At 73.1% G+C, this 17,442-nt stretch carries 19 protein-coding genes; 12 read left to right on the top strand and 7 right to left on the bottom strand.

Annotated elements, in window-relative coordinates:
- Nucleotides 1-65: 65 nt before the first annotated feature.
- The 5 genes from AC6JBM_RS51625 to AC6JBM_RS51605 all read left to right on the top strand — a co-directional run bounded on the left by AC6JBM_RS51625 (nt 66) and on the right by AC6JBM_RS51605 (nt 5,080).
- Nucleotides 66-1,571 (top strand): sugar ABC transporter ATP-binding protein, encoded by a 1,506-nt coding sequence (locus AC6JBM_RS51625; protein WP_497980844.1) that lies wholly within the window; start codon nt 66-68, stop codon nt 1,569-1,571.
- Nucleotides 1,568-2,530: an ABC transporter permease gene (locus AC6JBM_RS51620; protein ID WP_497980843.1), complete on the top strand. Its 963-nt coding sequence runs from the start codon at nt 1,568-1,570 to the stop codon at nt 2,528-2,530. Before AC6JBM_RS51625 ends, AC6JBM_RS51620 begins: the two co-directional genes overlap by 4 nt.
- Nucleotides 2,527-3,543: an ABC transporter permease gene (locus AC6JBM_RS51615; RefSeq protein WP_497980842.1), complete on the top strand. Its 1,017-nt coding sequence runs from the start codon at nt 2,527-2,529 to the stop codon at nt 3,541-3,543. The genes AC6JBM_RS51620 and AC6JBM_RS51615 overlap by 4 nt, the downstream gene beginning before the upstream one ends.
- Nucleotides 3,544-3,729: 186 nt before the next feature.
- Nucleotides 3,730-3,858 (top strand): hypothetical protein, encoded by a 129-nt coding sequence (locus AC6JBM_RS51610; RefSeq protein WP_497980841.1) that lies wholly within the window; start codon nt 3,730-3,732, stop codon nt 3,856-3,858.
- Nucleotides 3,859-3,862: 4 nt separating this feature from the next.
- Nucleotides 3,863-5,080, top strand: coding sequence for a nitric oxide synthase oxygenase (locus AC6JBM_RS51605; protein ID WP_497986724.1), 1,218 nt, complete (start codon nt 3,863-3,865; stop codon nt 5,078-5,080).
- Here the strand turns inward: AC6JBM_RS51605 and rocD are convergent.
- The 3 genes from rocD to AC6JBM_RS51590 all read right to left on the bottom strand — a co-directional run bounded on the left by rocD (nt 5,066) and on the right by AC6JBM_RS51590 (nt 7,471).
- Complete coding sequence (gene rocD / locus AC6JBM_RS51600) at nt 5,066-6,364, bottom strand: ornithine--oxo-acid transaminase (protein WP_497980840.1); 1,299 nt, start codon at nt 6,362-6,364, stop codon at nt 5,066-5,068. The two genes, AC6JBM_RS51605 and rocD, sit on opposite strands and share 15 nt — an antisense overlap.
- A complete protein-coding gene (ddaH, locus tag AC6JBM_RS51595; protein ID WP_497980839.1) occupies nt 6,361-7,152 on the bottom strand; it encodes a dimethylargininase in 792 nt (263 codons plus the stop codon). The genes rocD and ddaH overlap by 4 nt, the downstream gene beginning before the upstream one ends.
- Nucleotides 7,153-7,255: 103 nt before the next feature.
- Nucleotides 7,256-7,471, bottom strand: coding sequence for a hypothetical protein (locus tag AC6JBM_RS51590; protein WP_497980838.1), 216 nt, complete (start codon nt 7,469-7,471; stop codon nt 7,256-7,258).
- Nucleotides 7,472-7,550: 79 nt separating this feature from the next.
- On the opposite strand from AC6JBM_RS51590, the gene AC6JBM_RS51585 reads away from it, so the two are divergent.
- The 4 genes from AC6JBM_RS51585 to AC6JBM_RS51570 are packed head-to-tail and all read left to right on the top strand — an operon-like array spanning nt 7,551 to nt 9,586.
- Nucleotides 7,551-7,940: a hemerythrin domain-containing protein gene (locus AC6JBM_RS51585; protein ID WP_497980837.1), complete on the top strand. Its 390-nt coding sequence runs from the start codon at nt 7,551-7,553 to the stop codon at nt 7,938-7,940.
- A 22-nt stretch (nt 7,941-7,962) separates the two neighbouring features.
- Nucleotides 7,963-8,562, top strand: coding sequence for a nucleotidyltransferase family protein (locus tag AC6JBM_RS51580; RefSeq protein WP_497980836.1), 600 nt, complete (start codon nt 7,963-7,965; stop codon nt 8,560-8,562).
- A gap of 11 nt (nt 8,563-8,573) precedes the next feature.
- Nucleotides 8,574-8,819 carry a hypothetical protein gene (locus AC6JBM_RS51575; RefSeq protein ID WP_497980835.1) on the top strand — a complete coding sequence of 82 codons (246 nt, stop codon included), beginning with the start codon at nt 8,574-8,576 and terminating at the stop codon, nt 8,817-8,819.
- A 14-nt stretch (nt 8,820-8,833) separates the two neighbouring features.
- On the top strand, nt 8,834-9,586 hold the full coding sequence (locus tag AC6JBM_RS51570) for a metallophosphoesterase family protein (RefSeq protein WP_497980834.1): 753 nt from the start codon (nt 8,834-8,836) through the stop codon (nt 9,584-9,586).
- 22 nt (nt 9,587-9,608) lie between these two features.
- On the opposite strand, the gene AC6JBM_RS51565 is transcribed toward AC6JBM_RS51570, so the two are convergent.
- Both AC6JBM_RS51565 and AC6JBM_RS51560 read right to left on the bottom strand, forming a co-directional pair.
- On the bottom strand, nt 9,609-10,403 hold the full coding sequence (locus AC6JBM_RS51565; protein WP_497980833.1) for an RNA polymerase sigma factor SigF: 795 nt from the start codon (nt 10,401-10,403) through the stop codon (nt 9,609-9,611).
- A 244-nt stretch (nt 10,404-10,647) separates the two neighbouring features.
- The gene (locus tag AC6JBM_RS51560) at nt 10,648-11,925 is read right to left on the bottom strand and encodes a glycosyltransferase (RefSeq protein WP_497980832.1); all 1,278 of its coding nucleotides are present in this window, start codon (nt 11,923-11,925) and stop codon (nt 10,648-10,650) included.
- A 129-nt stretch (nt 11,926-12,054) separates the two neighbouring features.
- On the opposite strand from AC6JBM_RS51560, the gene AC6JBM_RS51555 reads away from it, so the two are divergent.
- On the top strand, nt 12,055-14,535 hold the full coding sequence (locus tag AC6JBM_RS51555; RefSeq protein ID WP_497980831.1) for a SpoIIE family protein phosphatase: 2,481 nt from the start codon (nt 12,055-12,057) through the stop codon (nt 14,533-14,535).
- 112 nt (nt 14,536-14,647) lie between these two features.
- Here AC6JBM_RS51555 and AC6JBM_RS51550 read toward each other — a convergent pair whose 3' ends face one another.
- A complete protein-coding gene (locus tag AC6JBM_RS51550; protein ID WP_497980830.1) occupies nt 14,648-15,247 on the bottom strand; it encodes a hypothetical protein in 600 nt (199 codons plus the stop codon).
- A 72-nt stretch (nt 15,248-15,319) separates the two neighbouring features.
- On the opposite strand from AC6JBM_RS51550, the gene AC6JBM_RS51545 reads away from it, so the two are divergent.
- Nucleotides 15,320-16,048 carry a hypothetical protein gene (locus tag AC6JBM_RS51545; protein ID WP_497980829.1) on the top strand — a complete coding sequence of 243 codons (729 nt, stop codon included), beginning with the start codon at nt 15,320-15,322 and terminating at the stop codon, nt 16,046-16,048.
- Nucleotides 16,018-16,629 carry a TAXI family TRAP transporter solute-binding subunit gene (locus AC6JBM_RS51540; RefSeq protein WP_497980828.1) on the top strand — a complete coding sequence of 204 codons (612 nt, stop codon included), beginning with the start codon at nt 16,018-16,020 and terminating at the stop codon, nt 16,627-16,629. Before AC6JBM_RS51545 ends, AC6JBM_RS51540 begins: the two co-directional genes overlap by 31 nt.
- 49 nt (nt 16,630-16,678) lie before the next feature.
- Here the strand turns inward: AC6JBM_RS51540 and AC6JBM_RS51535 are convergent, their stop codons facing one another.
- Nucleotides 16,679-17,401, bottom strand: coding sequence for a peptidylprolyl isomerase (locus AC6JBM_RS51535; RefSeq protein ID WP_497980827.1), 723 nt, complete (start codon nt 17,399-17,401; stop codon nt 16,679-16,681).
- Nucleotides 17,402-17,442 lie beyond the last annotated feature (41 nt).

The raw sequence follows: 17,442 nt of genomic DNA, 5'->3' as shown, positions 1-17,442 counted from the left end.
CACCCCGGTCCGCGCCAGGCCCCCGCCTGGCGCGGACCGGGGTTCGACGCGTGAAAAGAGGCAACATGTCCCTGCTGGAAGTCACCGGGGTCAGCAAGCAGTTCCCTGGCGTGCGCGCGCTCGACGACGTCTCGTTCACGCTGAACGCGGGCGAGGTGCACGCGCTCGTCGGCGAGAACGGCGCCGGCAAGTCCACCCTGATCAAGGTCCTCACCGGCGTGTACCGCCCGGACGGCGGCGAGGTGCGCTACCAGGGCGAGCCGGTCTCCTTCGGCGGCCCGCTGGACGCCCAGGCGGCCGGGATCTCCACCATCTACCAGGAGGTCAACCTCGTCCCGCTCATGAGCGTGGCGCGCAACCTCTTCCTGACCCGCGAGCCGCGCAACCGCCTCGGCCTGGTCGACGTCGCCCGGATGAACCGCGAGGCGGCCGAGATCCTCTCCGGCTACGGCATCACCTCCGACGTGCGCCGCCCGCTGGGCCTCATGCCCCTCGGCGCGCAGCAGATGGTCGCGCTGGCCCGGGCCGTCATGGTCGACGCCAAGGTCGTCGTGATGGACGAGCCGACCTCCTCGCTCGAGCCCCGCGAGGTGGAGACGCTCTTCGGCGTCATCCACCGGCTGCACGAGCGCGGCGTCGGCATCATCTACGTGAGCCACCGCCTCGACGAGCTGTACCGCATCTGCGACAGCGTCACGATCCTGCGCGACGGCAAGCTCGTCCACGCGGGCAAGCTGGCCGATCTCGAGCGCGTCCAGCTCGTGTCGCACATGCTGGGCCGCCCGGTCTCGGCCGAGCGCTCGTTCACCAGCTTCGCCGGCGAGCACGACGCCGCCGGCGGCCCGCCGGTGCTGCGGGCCACCGACCTCAACAGCCGCCACCACCTCGCCGGGGTCAGCTTCGAGGTCCGGCCGGGCGAGGTCGTGGGGCTCGGCGGCCTGCTCGGCGCCGGGCGCAGCGAGACCATCAAGGCGGTGGCCGGCGCGCTGCCGCTGGACAGCGGGGCGGTCGAGGTCGACGGCCGGCCGCTGCGCCGCCCGACCCCGGTCAGCGCGCTGAAGGCCGGCATCGCCGTGCAGCCCGAGGATCGCAAGGCCGAGGGCATCGCGCTGGGACTGTCGGTGCGGGAGAACATCGCCCTGGCGATCCTGCCCCGGCTCGCCACCGCCGGCGTCGTCTCCGAGCGGAAGATCGACGAGATCGTCGACACGTTCATGAAGCGCCTGCGGATCAAGGCGTCCAGCCCGCACCAGCGGGTCGGCGACCTCTCCGGCGGCAACCAGCAGAAGGTGCTGCTGGCCCGGCTGCTGGCGACCGGCCCGAAGGTGCTGCTGCTGGACGAGCCGACCCGCGGCATCGACGTGGGCGCGAAGGCCGAGGTGCAGGCGCTCATCGACGAGCTGGCGTCCGAGGGCCTCGGGGTGGTGCTGGTGTCCTCCGACGCCGAGGAGCTCATCGAGGGCTCCGACCGGGTCGTGGTCCTGCGTGACGGCGCCGTGGTGGGAATGCTGCGCGGCGAGGAAGTGACGACGGAGCATTTGATGAACGTGATCGCGGTGGCCTCGTCATGACCGACACGACGGCTGTCGACAAGATCGATCTGTCCCGCTGGCGCCGGCTGCTGCCGGTGTACGGCGTGTACGTGGCCCTGCTCGTGCTGGTGCTGTTCAACGTCGTCTACACCGACAACTTCCTCGAGTGGTCGAACCTGCGCATCCAGCTCGTCCAGGTCACCCCCGTGGTGATCGTGGCGCTGGGCATGGCGCTGGTCATCGGCACCGAGGGCATCGACCTGTCGGTCGGGTCCGTGATGGCCCTCGGGGCCGCGATCATCCCGCTGTACCTCGGCTACGGCCCCGTCCCCGCGATCGTCCTCGCGCTCGTCGGCGGGCTGGTCATCGGCCTGGTCAACGGCGGGCTGGTGGCCTTCGTCGGCCTCCAGCCGATCGTGGCGACGCTGGCGATGCTGGTGGCGGGCCGGGGCATCGCGCTCGTGCTGTCCAGCGGGCGCTACAAGGACATCCACGACCAGAACTTCATCGAGATCGGCACGGGGCAGTTCTTCTACGTGCCCTACACCGTGTGGATCGCCGCGGTGCTGGCCGTCGTGGTCGGCTTCCTGGTGCGCCGGACGGTCTTCGGCCGGCGGCTGCTGGCCATCGGCGACAACCGCCCGGCCGCGGTGCTGGCCGGCGTCCCGGTGCGCCGGGTGCTGGTGACGGTCTACGTCATCAGCGCGGTCCTCGCCTCGATCGCCGGCGTCATCCAGGTGGCCCGGATCGGCTCGGCCGACGCGTCGCGGATCGGGCTGCTCATCGAGCTCTCCGCGATCACCGCGGTGGTCGTCGGCGGCACCCCGCTGACCGGCGGCAAGGTGCGCGTGCTCGGCACCGTGGCCGGCGCGCTGCTCATGCAGCTGCTGACCGCGACGATGATCGCCAACAACTTGCGCGACTCGACCGCGCAGATGGTGCAGGCGGTCATCATCCTGGTCGCCGTGTACGCGGCCCGCGAACGGAGGACCCGATGAGCCAGACCGTGGTCACGCCCCCGGCCAAGGCGGCCCGGGCCGAGGCCGCCTCGATGCGCACCGAGCGGATCGTCGAGCTGGTGCAGCGCCAGGGCGCGCTCGCCGTGCTCGTGCTCGTGATCGTCGTCGGCGTCGTCACGTGGGACAGCTTCCGCACCTTCGACAACCTCGGCACGGTGCTCATCTCCACCGCGCCGCCCGCGCTCATCGCGCTCGGCATGACCTTCGTGATCATCAGCGGCGGCATCGACCTGTCCGTCGGGTCGCTGTACGTGCTGGGCGGGGTGCTGGCCGCCTGGGCGTCGCAGTTCGGCACCTGGGCCGCCTTCGCGCTCCCGCTGGCCGTCTGCGGGGTGTTCGGGCTGGTGCAGGGGCTCATCATCGCCTACGCGCGGCTGGCGCCCTTCATCGTCACGCTCGCCGGGCTGCTCGGGGCCCGCGGGCTCATGCTCGCCCTGTCCGACGAGGGGGCCGACACCTACCTGGTGAAGACGGACTCCTTCAAGCACTTCGGCACGGGCGAGCTGGGCGGGATCGGGTACCCGGTCTACCTCGTCGTGGTGCTCTTCGCGGCCGGGATGCTGCTGCTGTACCGCAGCCGCTTCGGCCAGTCCGTCTACGCCATCGGCGGCAGCGAGGACGCGGCCCGCCTGATGGGCGTGCGGATCCGCAGCACCCAGGTGCGGGTCTACGTGCTCTCCGGCCTCCTGGCCGGGCTCGCGGGCACCATCAACGCGGCCCGTCTCGGCTCCGGCGTCACGGTGCTGGGCACCGGCATGGAGCTCGACGCGATCGCCGCGGTGGTCGTCGGCGGCACGCTGCTGACCGGCGGCGCGGGCACCCTCGGCGGCACCATCGCCGGCGTGCTGCTGCTGCAGGTGATCCAGAACATCATCAACCAGATCGGCACCGTCACGTCGGCCTGGCAGACGGTCATCAGCGGGGCGTTCATCGCGCTGGTGGTCGTGGCGCAGACCTACCTGGCCCGGCTGCGCCGGGTGGCCTCCGGTTAGTGGGGTGGGGGGCCCGCGAGGGGAGCGTCGCCGGAACCCGGCGGCGCTCCCCTCGCGTTTTTCTGCAACTTGCAATAGCTGACGCTGCGATGCCGGCCGCACACCGTGTGCGACCTCGACCTTCCGCGCGCTTACACGATGTCCTCCTTGCCACCCGCACTGGAACATCCGCGTTGGAGGTTGCGCGTGAGCGTGCCCGGATACCGCGACACGCAGGGACGGCCCTGGGACGACCACGCCCCCGTGGATCCCGCCGAGGCCGAGGACTTTCTGGCTCTCTTCCACCACGAGCAGCCCGGGGGGGAACGGGCGTGAGCGCCTGGCCCGGGTCCGCGACGAGATCGCCGAGACCGGCACGTACGTCCACACGTACGCCGAGCTCGTCTTCGGCGCCCGGGTCGCCTGGCGCAACGCGAGCCGCTGCATCGGCCGGCTCTACTGGCGCAGCCTCGTCGTGCGCGACCTGCGCAAGGTGACCACGCCCGGCGAGGTCGCCGACGAGCTCGTCCGGCACCTGCGCCTGGCCGGGCAGCGCGAGCGGCACGTGATCCGCCCGATGATCTCCGTCTTCGCCCAGCACATCCCGGGGCGGCCGGCCGTGCGGCTGTGGAACGACCAGCTGATCCGCTACGCCGGGCACCGCCACCCGGACGGCACCGTGGTCGGCGACCCGCAGTACGCCCAGTTCACCGAGACGCTGCGGCAGTACGGCTGGCACGGCAAGCCCGACAACCCCTTCGACGTGCTGCCGCTGGCGCTCGAGGCCCCCGACGGCTCGGTCACGCTGCGCGAGCTGCCCGAGGACGCGGTGTGGGAGGTGCCGATCGAGCACCCGGAGCTGCGCTGGTTCGCCGAGCTGGGGCTGCGCTGGCACGCCATCCCGGCGATCGCGAACATGCGCCTGACCATCGGCGGGGTGGACTACCCGCTCGCCCCGTTCAACGGCTGGTACCTCGGGACCGAGATCGGCGCCCGCAACCTCGCCGACCACGACCGGTACAACCTGCTGCCGCTCGTCGCCGCGCGCATGGGCCTGGACACGTCGACCGAGCGCTCGCTGTGGAAGGACCGCGCGCTCGTCGAGCTCAACCGCGCGGTGCTGTGGTCCTTCGACCAGGCGGGCGCGCGCATCAGCGACCACCACACCGAGTCGGAGCGGTTCCTGGCCCACATCGCGAGCGAGGAGCGCGGCGGCCGCCCGACCCCGGCCGACTGGTCGTGGGTCGTGCCGCCGATGAGCTCCTCGACGCTCGGCGTCTTTCACCGGTACTACCCCGAGGCCGACCAGCGCCCCGCGTTCTACCTGGACGCGGAGGCCCGCGAGCTCGGCCGGCGGGGACGCTCCCCGATCACCCCGCCCGCGGCCGCCCGGTGCCCGGTCGCGCACGGCGAACGCCCGCAGCTGCCCCGCCCACGCCCGATGCCGGCGGTCGTCCCGCCGGTGCGCCCCGCATCCCCGGACGTGCTGGTGATGGAGGCGCCCCCGGCGGTGCCCGAGCAGCGCTCGGGCTGGTTCAACCGGTTACTGCGCCGCTGAGCCCTGGAGGACCTCGGCCAGGGCGTCCACGGCGAGGTCGATGTCGGCCTCGGTGACCACCAGCGGCGGCGCGAGGCGCAGTGTCGAGCCGTGGGTGTCCTTGGCCAGCACGCCGCGGGCCATGAGGCGCTCGCTCGCCTCGCGGCCCGTCATGAGCGCGGGGTCGATGTCGATGCCCGCCCACAGGCCCCGGCCGCGCACCGCGGTCAGGCCGTGGCCGACGAGCGCGTTCAGCCGCCGGTGCAGGTGGGCGCCGACCTCGCGGGCGCGGGCCTGGGGCTCGCCGGTCTCCAGCAGGGCGATGACGGCCCGGGCCACGGCGCACGCGAGCGGGTTGCCGCCGAACGTGGAGCCGTGCTCGCCCGGGCGCAGCACGCCGAGGATGTCGGCGTTCGCCGCGACCGCCGACACCGGGACGATGCCGCCGCCGAGGGCCTTGCCCAGGATGTACATGTCCGGCACCACGGACTCGTCGTCGCACGCGAACGTGGCCCCGGTGCGGCCGAGGCCGGACTGGATCTCGTCGGCGACGAAGAGCACCCCGCGCTCGGTGCACAGCCGGCGCACGCCGGGCAGGTAGCCGCGCGGCGGTACCAGCACCCCCGCCTCGCCCTGGATCGGCTCCAGGAGCACGGCCACGGTGGTGTCGTCGATCGCGGCCGCGAGCGCGTCGAGGTCGCCGTAGGGCACCACGACGAAGCCGGGCGTGTAGGGCCCGTAGTCGGCCCGGGCCTCGGGGTCGGTCGAGAAGCTCACGATGGTCGTGGTCCGGCCGTGGAAGTTGCCGTCGGCCACGACGATGGTGGCCCGGCCGTCGGGGACGCCCTTGACCTTGTACCCCCACTTGCGCGACACCTTGATCGCGGTCTCCACGGCCTCGGCCCCGCTGTTCATCGGCAGCACCAGCTCCTTGCCGGTGAGCCGGGCCAGGTCGGCGCAGAACGGGCCGAACTGGTCGTGCAGGAACGCGCGGCTCGTGAGCGTGACCCGGTCGAGCTGCTCGCGGGCGGCGGCGACGAGGCCGGGGTGGCGGTGGCCGAAGTTCAGCGCGGAGTAGCCGGCGAGGCAGTCGAGGTAGCGGCGCCCGTCGACGTCGGTGACCCAGGCGCCCTCGGCCTCGGCGATGACGACCGGCAGCGGGTGGTAGTTGTGCGCGGTGTGCTGTTCCGCCGCCTCGACTGCCGATGCGGTGCGACTGTCGACGCTGTCTCGACTGCCGACGCTGTCTCGACTGCCGGCGCTGTCGCGACTGCCGGCGCTGGTGCGATTGACGACGCTGGTCATGCGCGGACCTCCAGGGTGCAGCACTTCGGGCCGCCGCCGGCCTTGTGCAGCTCGGAGACGTCGACGGGGACCGGCTGGAACCCTTTCGACGCTAGCTCCCCGGCCAGGCGGACGGCGGCGGATGGCAGGACGACCCGGTGGCCGTCGCTGACCGCGTTGAGGCCCAGCACGGCGGCGTCCTCGGCGGTCGCGAGCACGGCGTCGGGGTACAGCCGGCGCAGGACCGCCTGGCTGCCCGCGGAGAACGCGCCCGGGTAGTACGCGATGGTGTCCTGCGACAGCACGGTGAGCGCGGTGTCGAGGTGGTAGTAGCGCGGGTCGACGAGCTGCAGGGTCAGCACCGGGCGGCCGAAGAGCTCCTGCGCCTCGGCGTGCGCGGCGTGCTCGGTGCGCAGCCCGGTGCCGGCCAGGATCCGCTCGCCGGCCAGCAGCAGGTCGCCCTCGCCCTCGTTGACGCTCTTGGCCGGGTGCACGTCGAAGCCGTTGCGGGCGAACCACTCCAGGTAGGCCGGGCCCTCGTCGGCGCGCTCCGGGTGGCGGAACTGCGCGCCGTAGACCCGGCCGTCCACCACGGTCGCGCCGTTGGCGGCGAAGACCATGTCGGGCAGGCCGGGGACCGGGTCGATGAGCTCGACGGTGTGGCCGAGCGACAGGTACAGCTCGTAGAGGGTCGTCCACTGCGCGACCGCCCGGCCGGCGTCGACCGGCTGGGTCGGGTCCATCCACGGGTTGATCGCGTAGTCCACCGCGAAGTACGTCGGGCGGCACATGAGGTAGCGACGACTCATGGTCACAACCTACGACCCGTCCGGACGACGAACCATTGCGATCCGGTGCTTGATGGCGCAGTTTTGTTGTGCAGTACGACAGCGAAATGACGAATCGTTGCGCCTATTGCAGCTCGCGCCAGTTGCCCGGCTGGGCCAGCAGGCCGGAGACGCAGTTCATCGCGCTGTCCTCGTCGGCGAACTCGTAGCGACGGCAGCGCCCGTCCGCGCCGCCCTCCCGCGACTCGACCCACCAGATGCCGGCGTCCTCGAAGAGGTAGACGTCGCGGCGGGCCAGCCGGCCCCAGGTGCCGTTCCACCAGTGCTTTCTGCGCTCCATGGTCCACTATTCGAACACATGTACCAACATCATCGGTAGGGCGGGGTTAGCGAATGCCCGGTCTGGGTACGCCTGCACCATGTCGGCGGATCTCCTCGAGCTCCTGACGGCCGAGCACCGCCGGCTGGAGTCGCTCTTCGCCGACGCCGAGACGGCCCCCACCCCGCGGCGGCGCCGCGAGGCCGTGGCCGCCGCCGAGGAGGCGCTGCGGCGCCACATCGACGCCGAGTCGCGCTTCCTGCACCCGGCCCTGCGCGAGCACCTGCCGGCCGGGCCGGACATCGCGGCGTACGAAGACGCCGAGCACGCCTCGTTCGGCTCGCTCGCCGCGGGCGGCTTCGACGCCGTGCGCGAGCACATGCAGGAGGAGGAGACCGAGATCTTCCCGCGGCTCGCCCAGGCCTGCCCGGCCGGGGAGCTGCGGCGGCTGGGCGATCTGCTGGCGAATTCGGTGCGTGTGACGGAATGACGCGGCGGGTAAGCCGTCATGCATGGCAGTTTCCGAGGACAGGCAGCCGCTGATCGCCACGCTCAAGAAGGCCGCGTTCCACCTCAAGGACGCGGGCATCCCCTTCTGCCTGGCTGGCAGCTTCGCGGTGTACGCGCGCGGCGGCGAATCCGTCGACCACGACATCGACTTCCTCATCAAGGAGGAGGACGCCGGGCGGGTGCTCGCCTCGCTGGCCGAGGTCGGCTTCCGCGGCGAGGTGCCCCCCGAGGGCTGGCTGGTGAAGGCCTGGGACGACACGGAGCACGGCGACCTCCTGATCGACTTCATCTTCTGCCCGGTGCAGCGGCCGGTGACCGACGCGACCTTCCAGGACACCGACGTCATCGCGGTCAACGCCTGCCACATGCCGGTCCTCTCGGCGACCGAGCTGATGATCCACAAGGTGCTCACGTGGTCGGCGCACTACTGCGACTTCGCGCGCGGGCTGCCGGTGGCGCGCTCGCTGCGGGAGCAGATCGACTGGCCCCGGGTCTACCGGGAAACCGCCCACTCGCCCTACGCCCATGCTTTTCTGTTCTTGATCGACCGCCTCGGTGTGATGTCGATGGCCGAGGCCAACGCGCTGGCGGCGGCCGTCTAAGGGGGAACACGATGGCAACGGACCAGTACGTCGAGGGCGAGCTGCAGCACCTGCTCGCCGAGGACGAACGGATCACCGAGCAGGGGATCCGCTTCGTGCGCACCGACTCCGGCATCGCGCTCGTCGGCGAGGTGGAGAGCGCCGAGCGCCGCGACACGATCTGCCGGGTGGTCGCCGAGGCGTTCCCGGACCTGCCGGTGCAGTGCAACATCGGCTTGACCCGGGTCCACGAGCCGGACGAGGTGGAGGAACTGTGAGCGAAGGCGGCGGCGTGGCGCAGACCGATGACGGCACTGTTCGCGTGGCGGCGGTCGGCGACGTGCACCTGGATGCCGACGTCGTGGGCCGCTACCGGCCGGCGCTGGAGCACCTCGGCGCGAAGGCCGACCTGCTGCTGCTCGCCGGCGACCTGACCCGGCACGGCACCGCGGCCGAGGCGGTGTGCGTGGCCCGCGAGTTCGGCGGGCTGCCCGTGCCGGTGGTCGCGATCCTCGGCAACCACGACTACCACTCCGACGAGCAGGAGGCGGTGGCGGCGGTACTGCGCGACGCCGGCCTGATCGTCCTGGAGTGCTCCGGCACCGTGCTGGAGTGCCGCGGCGTGCGCATCGGCGTCGCCGGGACCAAGGGCTTCGGCGGCGGCTTCGCGGGCGCCTGCGCCAGCGAGTTCGGCGAGCCGGAGATGAAGGCGTTCACCAGCCACGGCCGCGAGCTCGCGGCGCGCTTCGGCGAGAGCCTGGCCGCGCTGGACTGCGACGTGCGGATCGCGCTGACGCACTACTCCCCCGTGCCGGAGACGCTGCTGGGCGAGCCCCTGGAGATCTACCCGTTCCTGGGCTCGTACCACCTGGCGCAGGCCATCGACGGCGCGCCCGGCGTCGGGCTGGCCGTGCACGGCCACGCGCACGCGGGCTCGGAGCGCGGCACGACGCCGGGCGGGGTGCCCGTGCGCAACGTGGCCCACCCGGTGATCCGGCAGGCCTACAACGTGTACCAGCTCTCGTCGGTGCTCGCCCCCGCCTAGGTGTTCTGTCCCCGGTCCGGCTTCACAGGGGCTCGACCAGCTCCCCGCGCAGGAACGTCAGGGCGTGCGTCAGCAGCCGCGACACGTGCATCTGGGAGATCCCGAGCCGGGCGGCGATCTGCGTCTGCGTCAGGTTGCCGACGAACCGCATGGCGATGATCCGCTGCTCGCGCTCGGGCAGCCGGGCGATGAGCGGCCGCAGCGACTCGCGGTCGTCGACCGCCTCCAGGGCCCGGTCCGCCCCGCCGAGGAGGTCGGCGAGCTCGGCCGCGCCGCCGTCGCCGCCGGCCGGGGCGTTGATCGACAGGGTGCGGTACGCGTGCCCGGACTCCAGCCCCTCGATGACCTCCTCCTCGCTGACCCCGAGGCGGCCGGCGAGGTCGGCGACGGTCGGCGAGCGGCCGAGCTCCTGGGCCAGCTCGCCGGAGACCTTGCCGAGCTCCAGGCGCAGCTCCTGCAGCCGGCGCGGGACGCGCACGTCCCAGCCCTTGTCGCGGAAGTGCCGCTTGAGCTCGCCGACGATCATCGGGATCGCGTAGCTGGTGAACGCCGCCCCGCGGGACGGGTCGAAGCCGTCCACGGCCTTGATCAGGCCGAGGCCCGCGACCTGCGTGAGGTCGTCGAGCGGCTCGCCGCGGTTGCGGAAGCGGCGGGCCAGGTATTCGGCCAGCGGCAGGTACAGCTCGATGAGGCGGGCGCGGACGCGGGGCCGGTCGGGGCTGCCGGCCGGGAGGTCGGCCAGCACGGTGATCAGGGCCTGGGCGGCCGTCTCGCCGTCTTTGCCTGGGCTGCGGCCGGGTGCGCGGGTGATGGTCATGAGGGGGTCTCCCTGCCTACCGTGCCGCGGAGCACCGCACGGCGGTCTCGCGGCATGAGTTCGGCCAGACGACGCCCTGGTCTCGAGCGCCCGGCACGGCCCGCGGCGACTGGATCGCGGCTGATTTGACGATCCGCCGAGGCCATCCGGCGCCGGAGGCGAATCCAGCGACGGATGCAGATACGGTTCGTTCAAACTACCGCGCCGCCCGGCTCCCGGGCAAGACAAGCACCACCGAACGTGGTCAGGAGACCTCGGAGAGTTCGTCCTCGTCCGAGCCGGCGTCGGAGCCGGAATCGTCGGCGTCGGTGGTGCCGGTCACGGTGCGGTACACCCGCTCCAGCTCCGTCGCGGTGCGCTCCCAGGTGTAGCGGGAGCGGACGCGGTCGATCGCGGCGCTGGCGAAGCTCATCCGGCGCACCTCGTCGCCGAGCAGGGCCCGCAGGGCGCCGGCCAGCGCGTTGGGGTCGCGGGGCGGGACGAGCACGCCGGTGACGTTGTCGATGACGCTCTCGCCGATGCCGCCGACCTCGTAGGCGACCACCGGCACGCCGCAGGACATCGCCTCCAGCGGGGTCAGGCCGGACGGCTCGTACCAGGGGGCGCAGGCCAGGACGTCGGCGGAGCGGTACCAGCCGGCCAGGTCCTCCTGGCTGACCGCGCCGACGATGCGGACGCGGTCGGCGACGCCGTGGGCGTCGGCCAGCTGCAGCAGCCGGCGGGCCTCGGGGTCGGCGTCGATGTCGCGGGGCGGGCGGGCCGGGTCGGGGCCGCCGACGATCACCAGCTCGGCCCCCGGCACGCGGCGCAGCGCCTCGACGAGGTCGCCGAAGCCCTTGCGCGGCACGAGCGGGCCGACGGTGAGGATGCGGCGCAGCCCGGGGCGGCGGTGGTCGGCCGCCGGGCCGGACGGCGTGAAGGTTTCAGGGTCGACGCCGGGCGGGACGATCACGGTCGTGGCGCGCCGGATGCCCATGCGGCCGAGGTCGGCGACCTCGTCCTCGCTCTGGGCCACCACCCGGTCGGCGAGGGAGCCCAGCGTGCGCTCCATGCCCGCCCGGGGGCCCGGTCCGGCGTTGTGGTCGACGGGCAGGTGGCGGCGCTCGGCCGCGGCGAGGCCGTGGAAGGTCACCACCACCGGCCGGCGCACGTCCGCGGTGGCGGTGAGCGCGGCGAGGCCGGAGAGCCAGTAGTGCGCGTGCACGACATCCGGGCCGCCGTCCGGCCCGCCGGATTTCCACCGGTCGGCCAGCGCCCGGCCGAAGTCACCCATGAGGGGAAGCTGGTCGTCGGCCGGCAGCGGCTGCACGGGGCCGCCGGGCACGTGCTCGATCGTGACGCCGGGCGCGAACGGGACGGTCTTGGGCAGGCTCTTGTCCTCATGGCGGACGTACACGGTCACCTCGTGCGACAGCGCGCCGAGAGCCTTGGCCAGGGCCGCCACGTGCGTGTGCCGGCCTCCCGCCGTCGGTCCGCCCAGCCCGAGCGGGCTGGCCTGGGCGGAGACCAGGGCGATCCTCAACTCTGCGACCTCCACCGAAACCGACTGCGCTGACCTGCCAACGCCCCTACCCGGGCCGGATGGTGGTAAACATCAACGGGCGAGCCGCAGCCGGCCCGCCGCGGGAGCATGGACAGGAGAGGCGGAGGCATGGCCGACAGGGCCCCCGGAGAGGGCAGCAGCGCGGAGCCGGCGGAGGCACTCGCCGCGCTGGTCGCGAAGCTGCGGGCCGAGCTGACCGGGGTGCGCACCGCCATGCGGAACCGCGCGGTCATCGAGCAGGCCAAGGGTGTGCTCGTGGAGCGGCTCGGGGTCACCCCGGACCAGGGCTTCGACCAGCTCGTGCGGCTCAGCCAGCGCACCAACATCAAGCTCATCGAGGTCGCCGCGGCGATCGTGGGCACCACGTCGCCGGACCCGAACGCGCCGGATGTGGTGAATCTCATCGACGACGAGCTGCGCCAGCACGTGGCCCGCTCGCGGAGCTCGGCCCCGGCCTCGGTCAAGCCGGACGTCGTCCCCGCCTCCCCCCGGAAACGCTCGAGCCGGACCCCCGAGGTCGAGGCGCTGCAGTCCCAGCACCAGCTCCTGAGCGCCCGGATCGCGGCCGCCCGCAGCTACGACGAGATCTGCGACGTGCTCGGCACCGCCCCGACCGCGTGGCCGGCGCCCACCGCGGTGCTGCTGACCCTGCTCGACCCGGACGGCGCCCAGCGCGGCGTGGGCACGTTCGGGGTGCCGGGCGAGGTGCGCAGCCGCTGGTCGCGCATTCCCCCCGACCCGGGGGTGCCGCTGGTCGTCGCCGCGCACGAGGTGGAGACGCTGTGGCTGGCCCCCGAGCCCGGCGCCCGGCGGCGCTTCCCCGTGCTCGGCGAGCAGCCGTTCTCCGGCGAGACGCTGCTCGCGTCCCCGCTGATCTCCGGCGAGCGGGTCATCGGCGGCATCCTCATGACCTGGGCCGACGCGCTGCCCGAGGCCGAGGAGCTGCGCCGCTACGTGGCCGCGCTGCTCGAGCCGGTGGCCCGCCAGGTCGACACGCTCATCGGCGACGAGATCGCCAGCGCCTGGTTCCACGTCGCCGGCGAGGAGAGCGGGCAGGCGGCCCCGGCCCAGGTGTGGCTGCCGACCGTCGTCGACGCGCTGCACGACCCGGGCGCGCTGCTCTCCCCGGTGCACGAGGACGGGCAGCTCGTCGACTTCCGGGTGGAGTACGCCAACGGTCTGGCGCGGCAGATCTTCTCCGGGGCGCGGGTGGACCCCGACGAGGCGACGCTGCTGGCCGCGTATCCGGCGCTGGGCAGCTCGACGCTGCTGCCCGAGTTCGCGCGCGTGCTGCAGGACGGCCAGCCCCGCCGCCTCGAGGGGCTGCGAGCCGACCCGCGCACCGACGGCGTGCCCGGGCCGCAGACGCTGTCGGTGCACGCGGTGCGCCTGTGGGACCGGGTGTTCGCGGTGTGGCGGGTCGCCACCGAGGCCGACCTGCTCTACGACCAGCTGCTGCAGGCCGAGCGCATCGCCGGCATCGGCTCGTTCTGCTGGGAGCTGCGCGACCCCGAGCCGCGCTGCTCCCCCGAGCTCGTCCGGCTCTTCCACCGCGGCCAGGCCGGCGGGCGCGGCACGGACGCGAGCCGCATCCCGGTCGACGAGCTCACCGCGAGCGTGCACCCCGACGACCTGCTCGCCGTGCAGGACGCGGTGCGGCGCACCATCGTCGAGGGCAAGCAGCTGCTGGCCGAGATCCGCGGGGCCGGGCGCGTCAACGGCCGCCGGCTCCGGCTGACCGCCGAGGCGATCCACGACGAGACCGGCAACGTCACCGCGGTGCGCGGCACGGTGCAGGACGTCACCGAGGAGCGCGCGATCGAGGCCCGGCTGCGCCGCGCCGAGGAGGCCCTGGCCGCCCAGCGGCACCGGCTCGCCGACGAGCGCCGCGCGGCCGAGGCGCTGCAGAAGGCGCTGCTGCCGACCGACCCCGAGCTCGGGCACCTGGAGGGCGTCGAGATCTGCGGCCGGTGCCGCTCCCCCGAGCGGGTCGGGACGATCGACGGGGACTGGTACGACGCCACCCCGGTCCCCGGCGACGGCACGATCCTGGTGCTCGGCGACGTCGACGAGCGCGGGCTGTCCTCGATGACGACGGCGGCGCGGCTGCGCTACGCGGTGCGGGCCTACGCGACGCTGGACATGTCGCCCGGGGACATCCTGACCGCCGTGAACGGCATGCTGTGCGCGATGGAGGTGGAGCACACGGCCTGCATCATCGTGGCCCGCTACTCCCCGGGCACGCGCGAGCTGCGCTGGGCCGCGGCCGGGCAGGTCGCCCCGATCCGCTACGACGCGGCCGGGGCGGGCACCGTGCTCTCGGGCCCGCTGGGGCTGCCGCTGGGCGAGGTCGACCAGATGCGGTACTCGGACGCGGCCGTCACCCTCGCCCCCGGCGACCGCGTGCTCTTCTACACCGGCCTGAACGCCACGGTGTCCCGGCGCCGGGGCGGCGGCCTGGACCTCGTGCGCCGCGCCGGGGAGAGCGTGGACCTGGCCGACTTCGACGCGGTGGTGTCGCACATCATGACGGTGCTGAACGTCCCCGAGGACGAGGACGTGTGCGCCATGCTGGTGCACGTGGCCTGATCTCGGGGCTTTTCGATAAGTCGGGCGCTCCGCGCCACGACTTATCGCATTTATACCCCGCCAGGCGACAAGTCCGGCATATCGGTATTGCAGGCGTTCGCAGCGCTCTCTTTTACAGCGCTCTCGAGTCCCAGTCCCAGGGCAGGGAGAGGCCGTCGAAGCGGCCGAGGGCGTCGCGGTGGCGGGCGGCGACCACGATGCGGTCCGGGCCGAGGTGGGCCAGCAGGTCGTCGTCGCCGAAGTAGCGCACCTGCGGGTCCGGCCACTGCCACAGACCGTCGTCGAGCTCGCGGAGGCGCAACCGCACCGCGCGGACCGCCCCGGCGGGCGGGGACATGAGGACCAGGCCGTGCAGCGGGGCGTAGGTGGCCTCGTAGACGGCCGCGTAGACCAGGAACCGCGACAGCGGCAGGCCGGTGCGCACCTCGTCATTCTCGATGACCTCGGGGTCCGGGTCGCCGGCCCGGTGGGCGTCGGCGTCGTAGGCGTACCAGTCGGTGGCACCCTGCCAGAAGCGGGGGCCGCCCGGCGGGAGCATCTCGTGGTCGCGGCTCAGCGGGTAGGTGTAGCGCGCCTGCAGGCGGTGCCACTCGGCCAGGGCCCGGGGGACGCCGGGCCGGGCGGGGCCGGCGGGCGGGCGGTCCGGGGGGCCGTACCAGCGGTACACGAACCGGCCCAGGCTGTCGGGCGCTACGACGTCCAACTCGTACACGCGCAACATCATGCCGCGTTGCTCATACTTAGAGTATTATAAATATAGATGGATACGCGTATTCTCCGGCGCATGCCGGACGAGTCCGCGGTCGCGGAAGGCCCACGTGAGGAGGCCGTCGACGCCTCCGTCATGGAGGATGCCGGGGTCCGGGAGCTCGCCGCGCAGTTCGAGGAGGAGAAGCCGGGGAGGCGGATCACCGGCCCGGTGGACGTCGGGGTCACCGCGGTCGCCGCGCTCGCGGCGGTGCTCGTGCTGTGGCAGGTGTTCCGGCCGCTCGCCCAGGGCAGCCAGTACTACCTCGTCATCTTCCTCGGCCTCGTCCTGCCGCTGGTGTTCGTGCTCTACCCGTCGGGTATCCGGTTCCGCAGACGTCACGCCGGCGCGGCACCACAGGACGGCCCGGTCCTCGGCGGGGGCCCGACCGCCGGGGACTGGGTCCTCGCCGCCGTCGCGCTCGTCACGTGCCTGTACCCGGTGCTGCCCTTCCAGCACGGCTACGACGGCTTCCTCGACCGCCAGGGACTGCTCGAGCCCCTCGACGTGGTGATGGGCGCGGCCCTGCTGGTGCTCGTGGTCGAGGCGTGCCGGCGCACCACGGGCTGGGTGCTGCCGGTCGTGTGCGCGTTGTTCCTGGCGTACGACTACTACGGCGGCCTGCTGCCCCAGGGCTGGGAGATCGCGCACGCGGGGCTGGACCGTCGCCGCCGGCGTGGTGCTGCTCGCGCTGGCGGGGCTGCTCGTGTTTCTCTCACCGCGAAGGAGCTCACGTGCGAACCCCGAACCTGCCGCGAACCCTGAACCTGTTGTGCGCGACGGCAGTGCTGCTGACGGGGGTGGCCGGCTGCGGGGGCCGGCAGACGCCCGCGGGGACCTCTGAGAGCGCGGCGGCGGGGGCCGCGGGCCTCGACCCCGACAAGGACATCCAGCCGCAGCGCCTCGACCTGGCCAAGACGACCGACGGCATGAAGGCGGGCACCGTCGACGGCTTCTTCTGGTCCGGCGGCCTGCCCACGTCGGGCGTCACCGACCTGTTCACCACGGCGGGCGACAAGGTGCGGTTCCTCGACATCGACGCGCTGCTGCCGAAGATGCGGCAGGTGAGCCCGGCGTACCAGGCGGGGACGATTCCGGCGGCGACGTACCGGACCGCGGCCGACGTCAAGACGATCGTGGTGCCCAACGTGCTGCTGGTCCGCTCGGACATGGACGCGGGCCTGGCCTGCGTGCTGACCAGGACCCTGGTGGAGAAGCGCGAGGAGCTGGCCAAGGCGAACCCGGCGGCGAAGGGGATCACGCTGGAGACGGTCCGCAAGACCGACCCGGTGCCCCTGCACCCGGGCGCGGCGGCCGCCCTGGACACCCTCGGCGCCGCCAAGTAGGGGCCGGCGATCCGGGCCGCCGGCCGGGCGGCCCGGATCGCCCCCGGCTCTACAGGGCCAGGATGATCTCCGTGCGCCGGGCCGGGGCGCCGTCCACCGGGGCCGGGTCGTCGTCCGCGGGGGCGACGCCGCCGGCGGCGATGCGGTCCAGCGTGCGCAGGCCGAGCGGGCGGACCGAGCCGAAGATCGTGTAGTTCGGGCGCAGCGCCGAGTCGGCGAAGACCAGGAAGAACTGGCTGCCGTTGGTGTCCGGGCCGGCGTTGGCCATGGCGAGCACGCCGCGGGCGTAGACCTTCCGCTCACCCGTCGGGTCGGTCGGGGCCGGGGGCAGGTTCGTGGGGAGCTCGTCCTTGTAGCGGTACCCGGGGCCGCCCTCGCCGGTGCCCGTCGGGTCGCCGCACTGCAGGACCTTGAGCGTCGCGTACGTGGTGAGGCGGTGGCACACGGTGCGGTTGTAGAAGCCGTGACGGGTGAGGTGCAGGAAGCTCTGCACGGTGCAGGGCGCCTCGGCGCGGTCGAGGGTCAGCGGGATCGGGCCGAGGTTGGTGAACAGCGTGACGGTGACGGTCCCGCGGGCGGGGGTGGGCCGCGGGTCGGGCGGCAGCGAGATCGGGCGCGCGGGCGGGTCGTCGGGGGTCGCGGTGTACCCGCAGGGGCCTGTGGCCGCCGCGGAATGCGCCGCCGCGGAAGCCGAAGGGGCGGCGACGGTCGCGCCGACGGCGGCGGCGAGCACCACCAGGGCGACGAGCGATCGGACCACGTTGTCCTCCATAGACAATTGACGATGTGTACCCCTGTCGGTCTAACGGATGT

The organism is Dactylosporangium thailandense (assembly GCF_059739745.1).
This window is presented reverse-complemented; position numbering and strand designations above follow the sequence as displayed.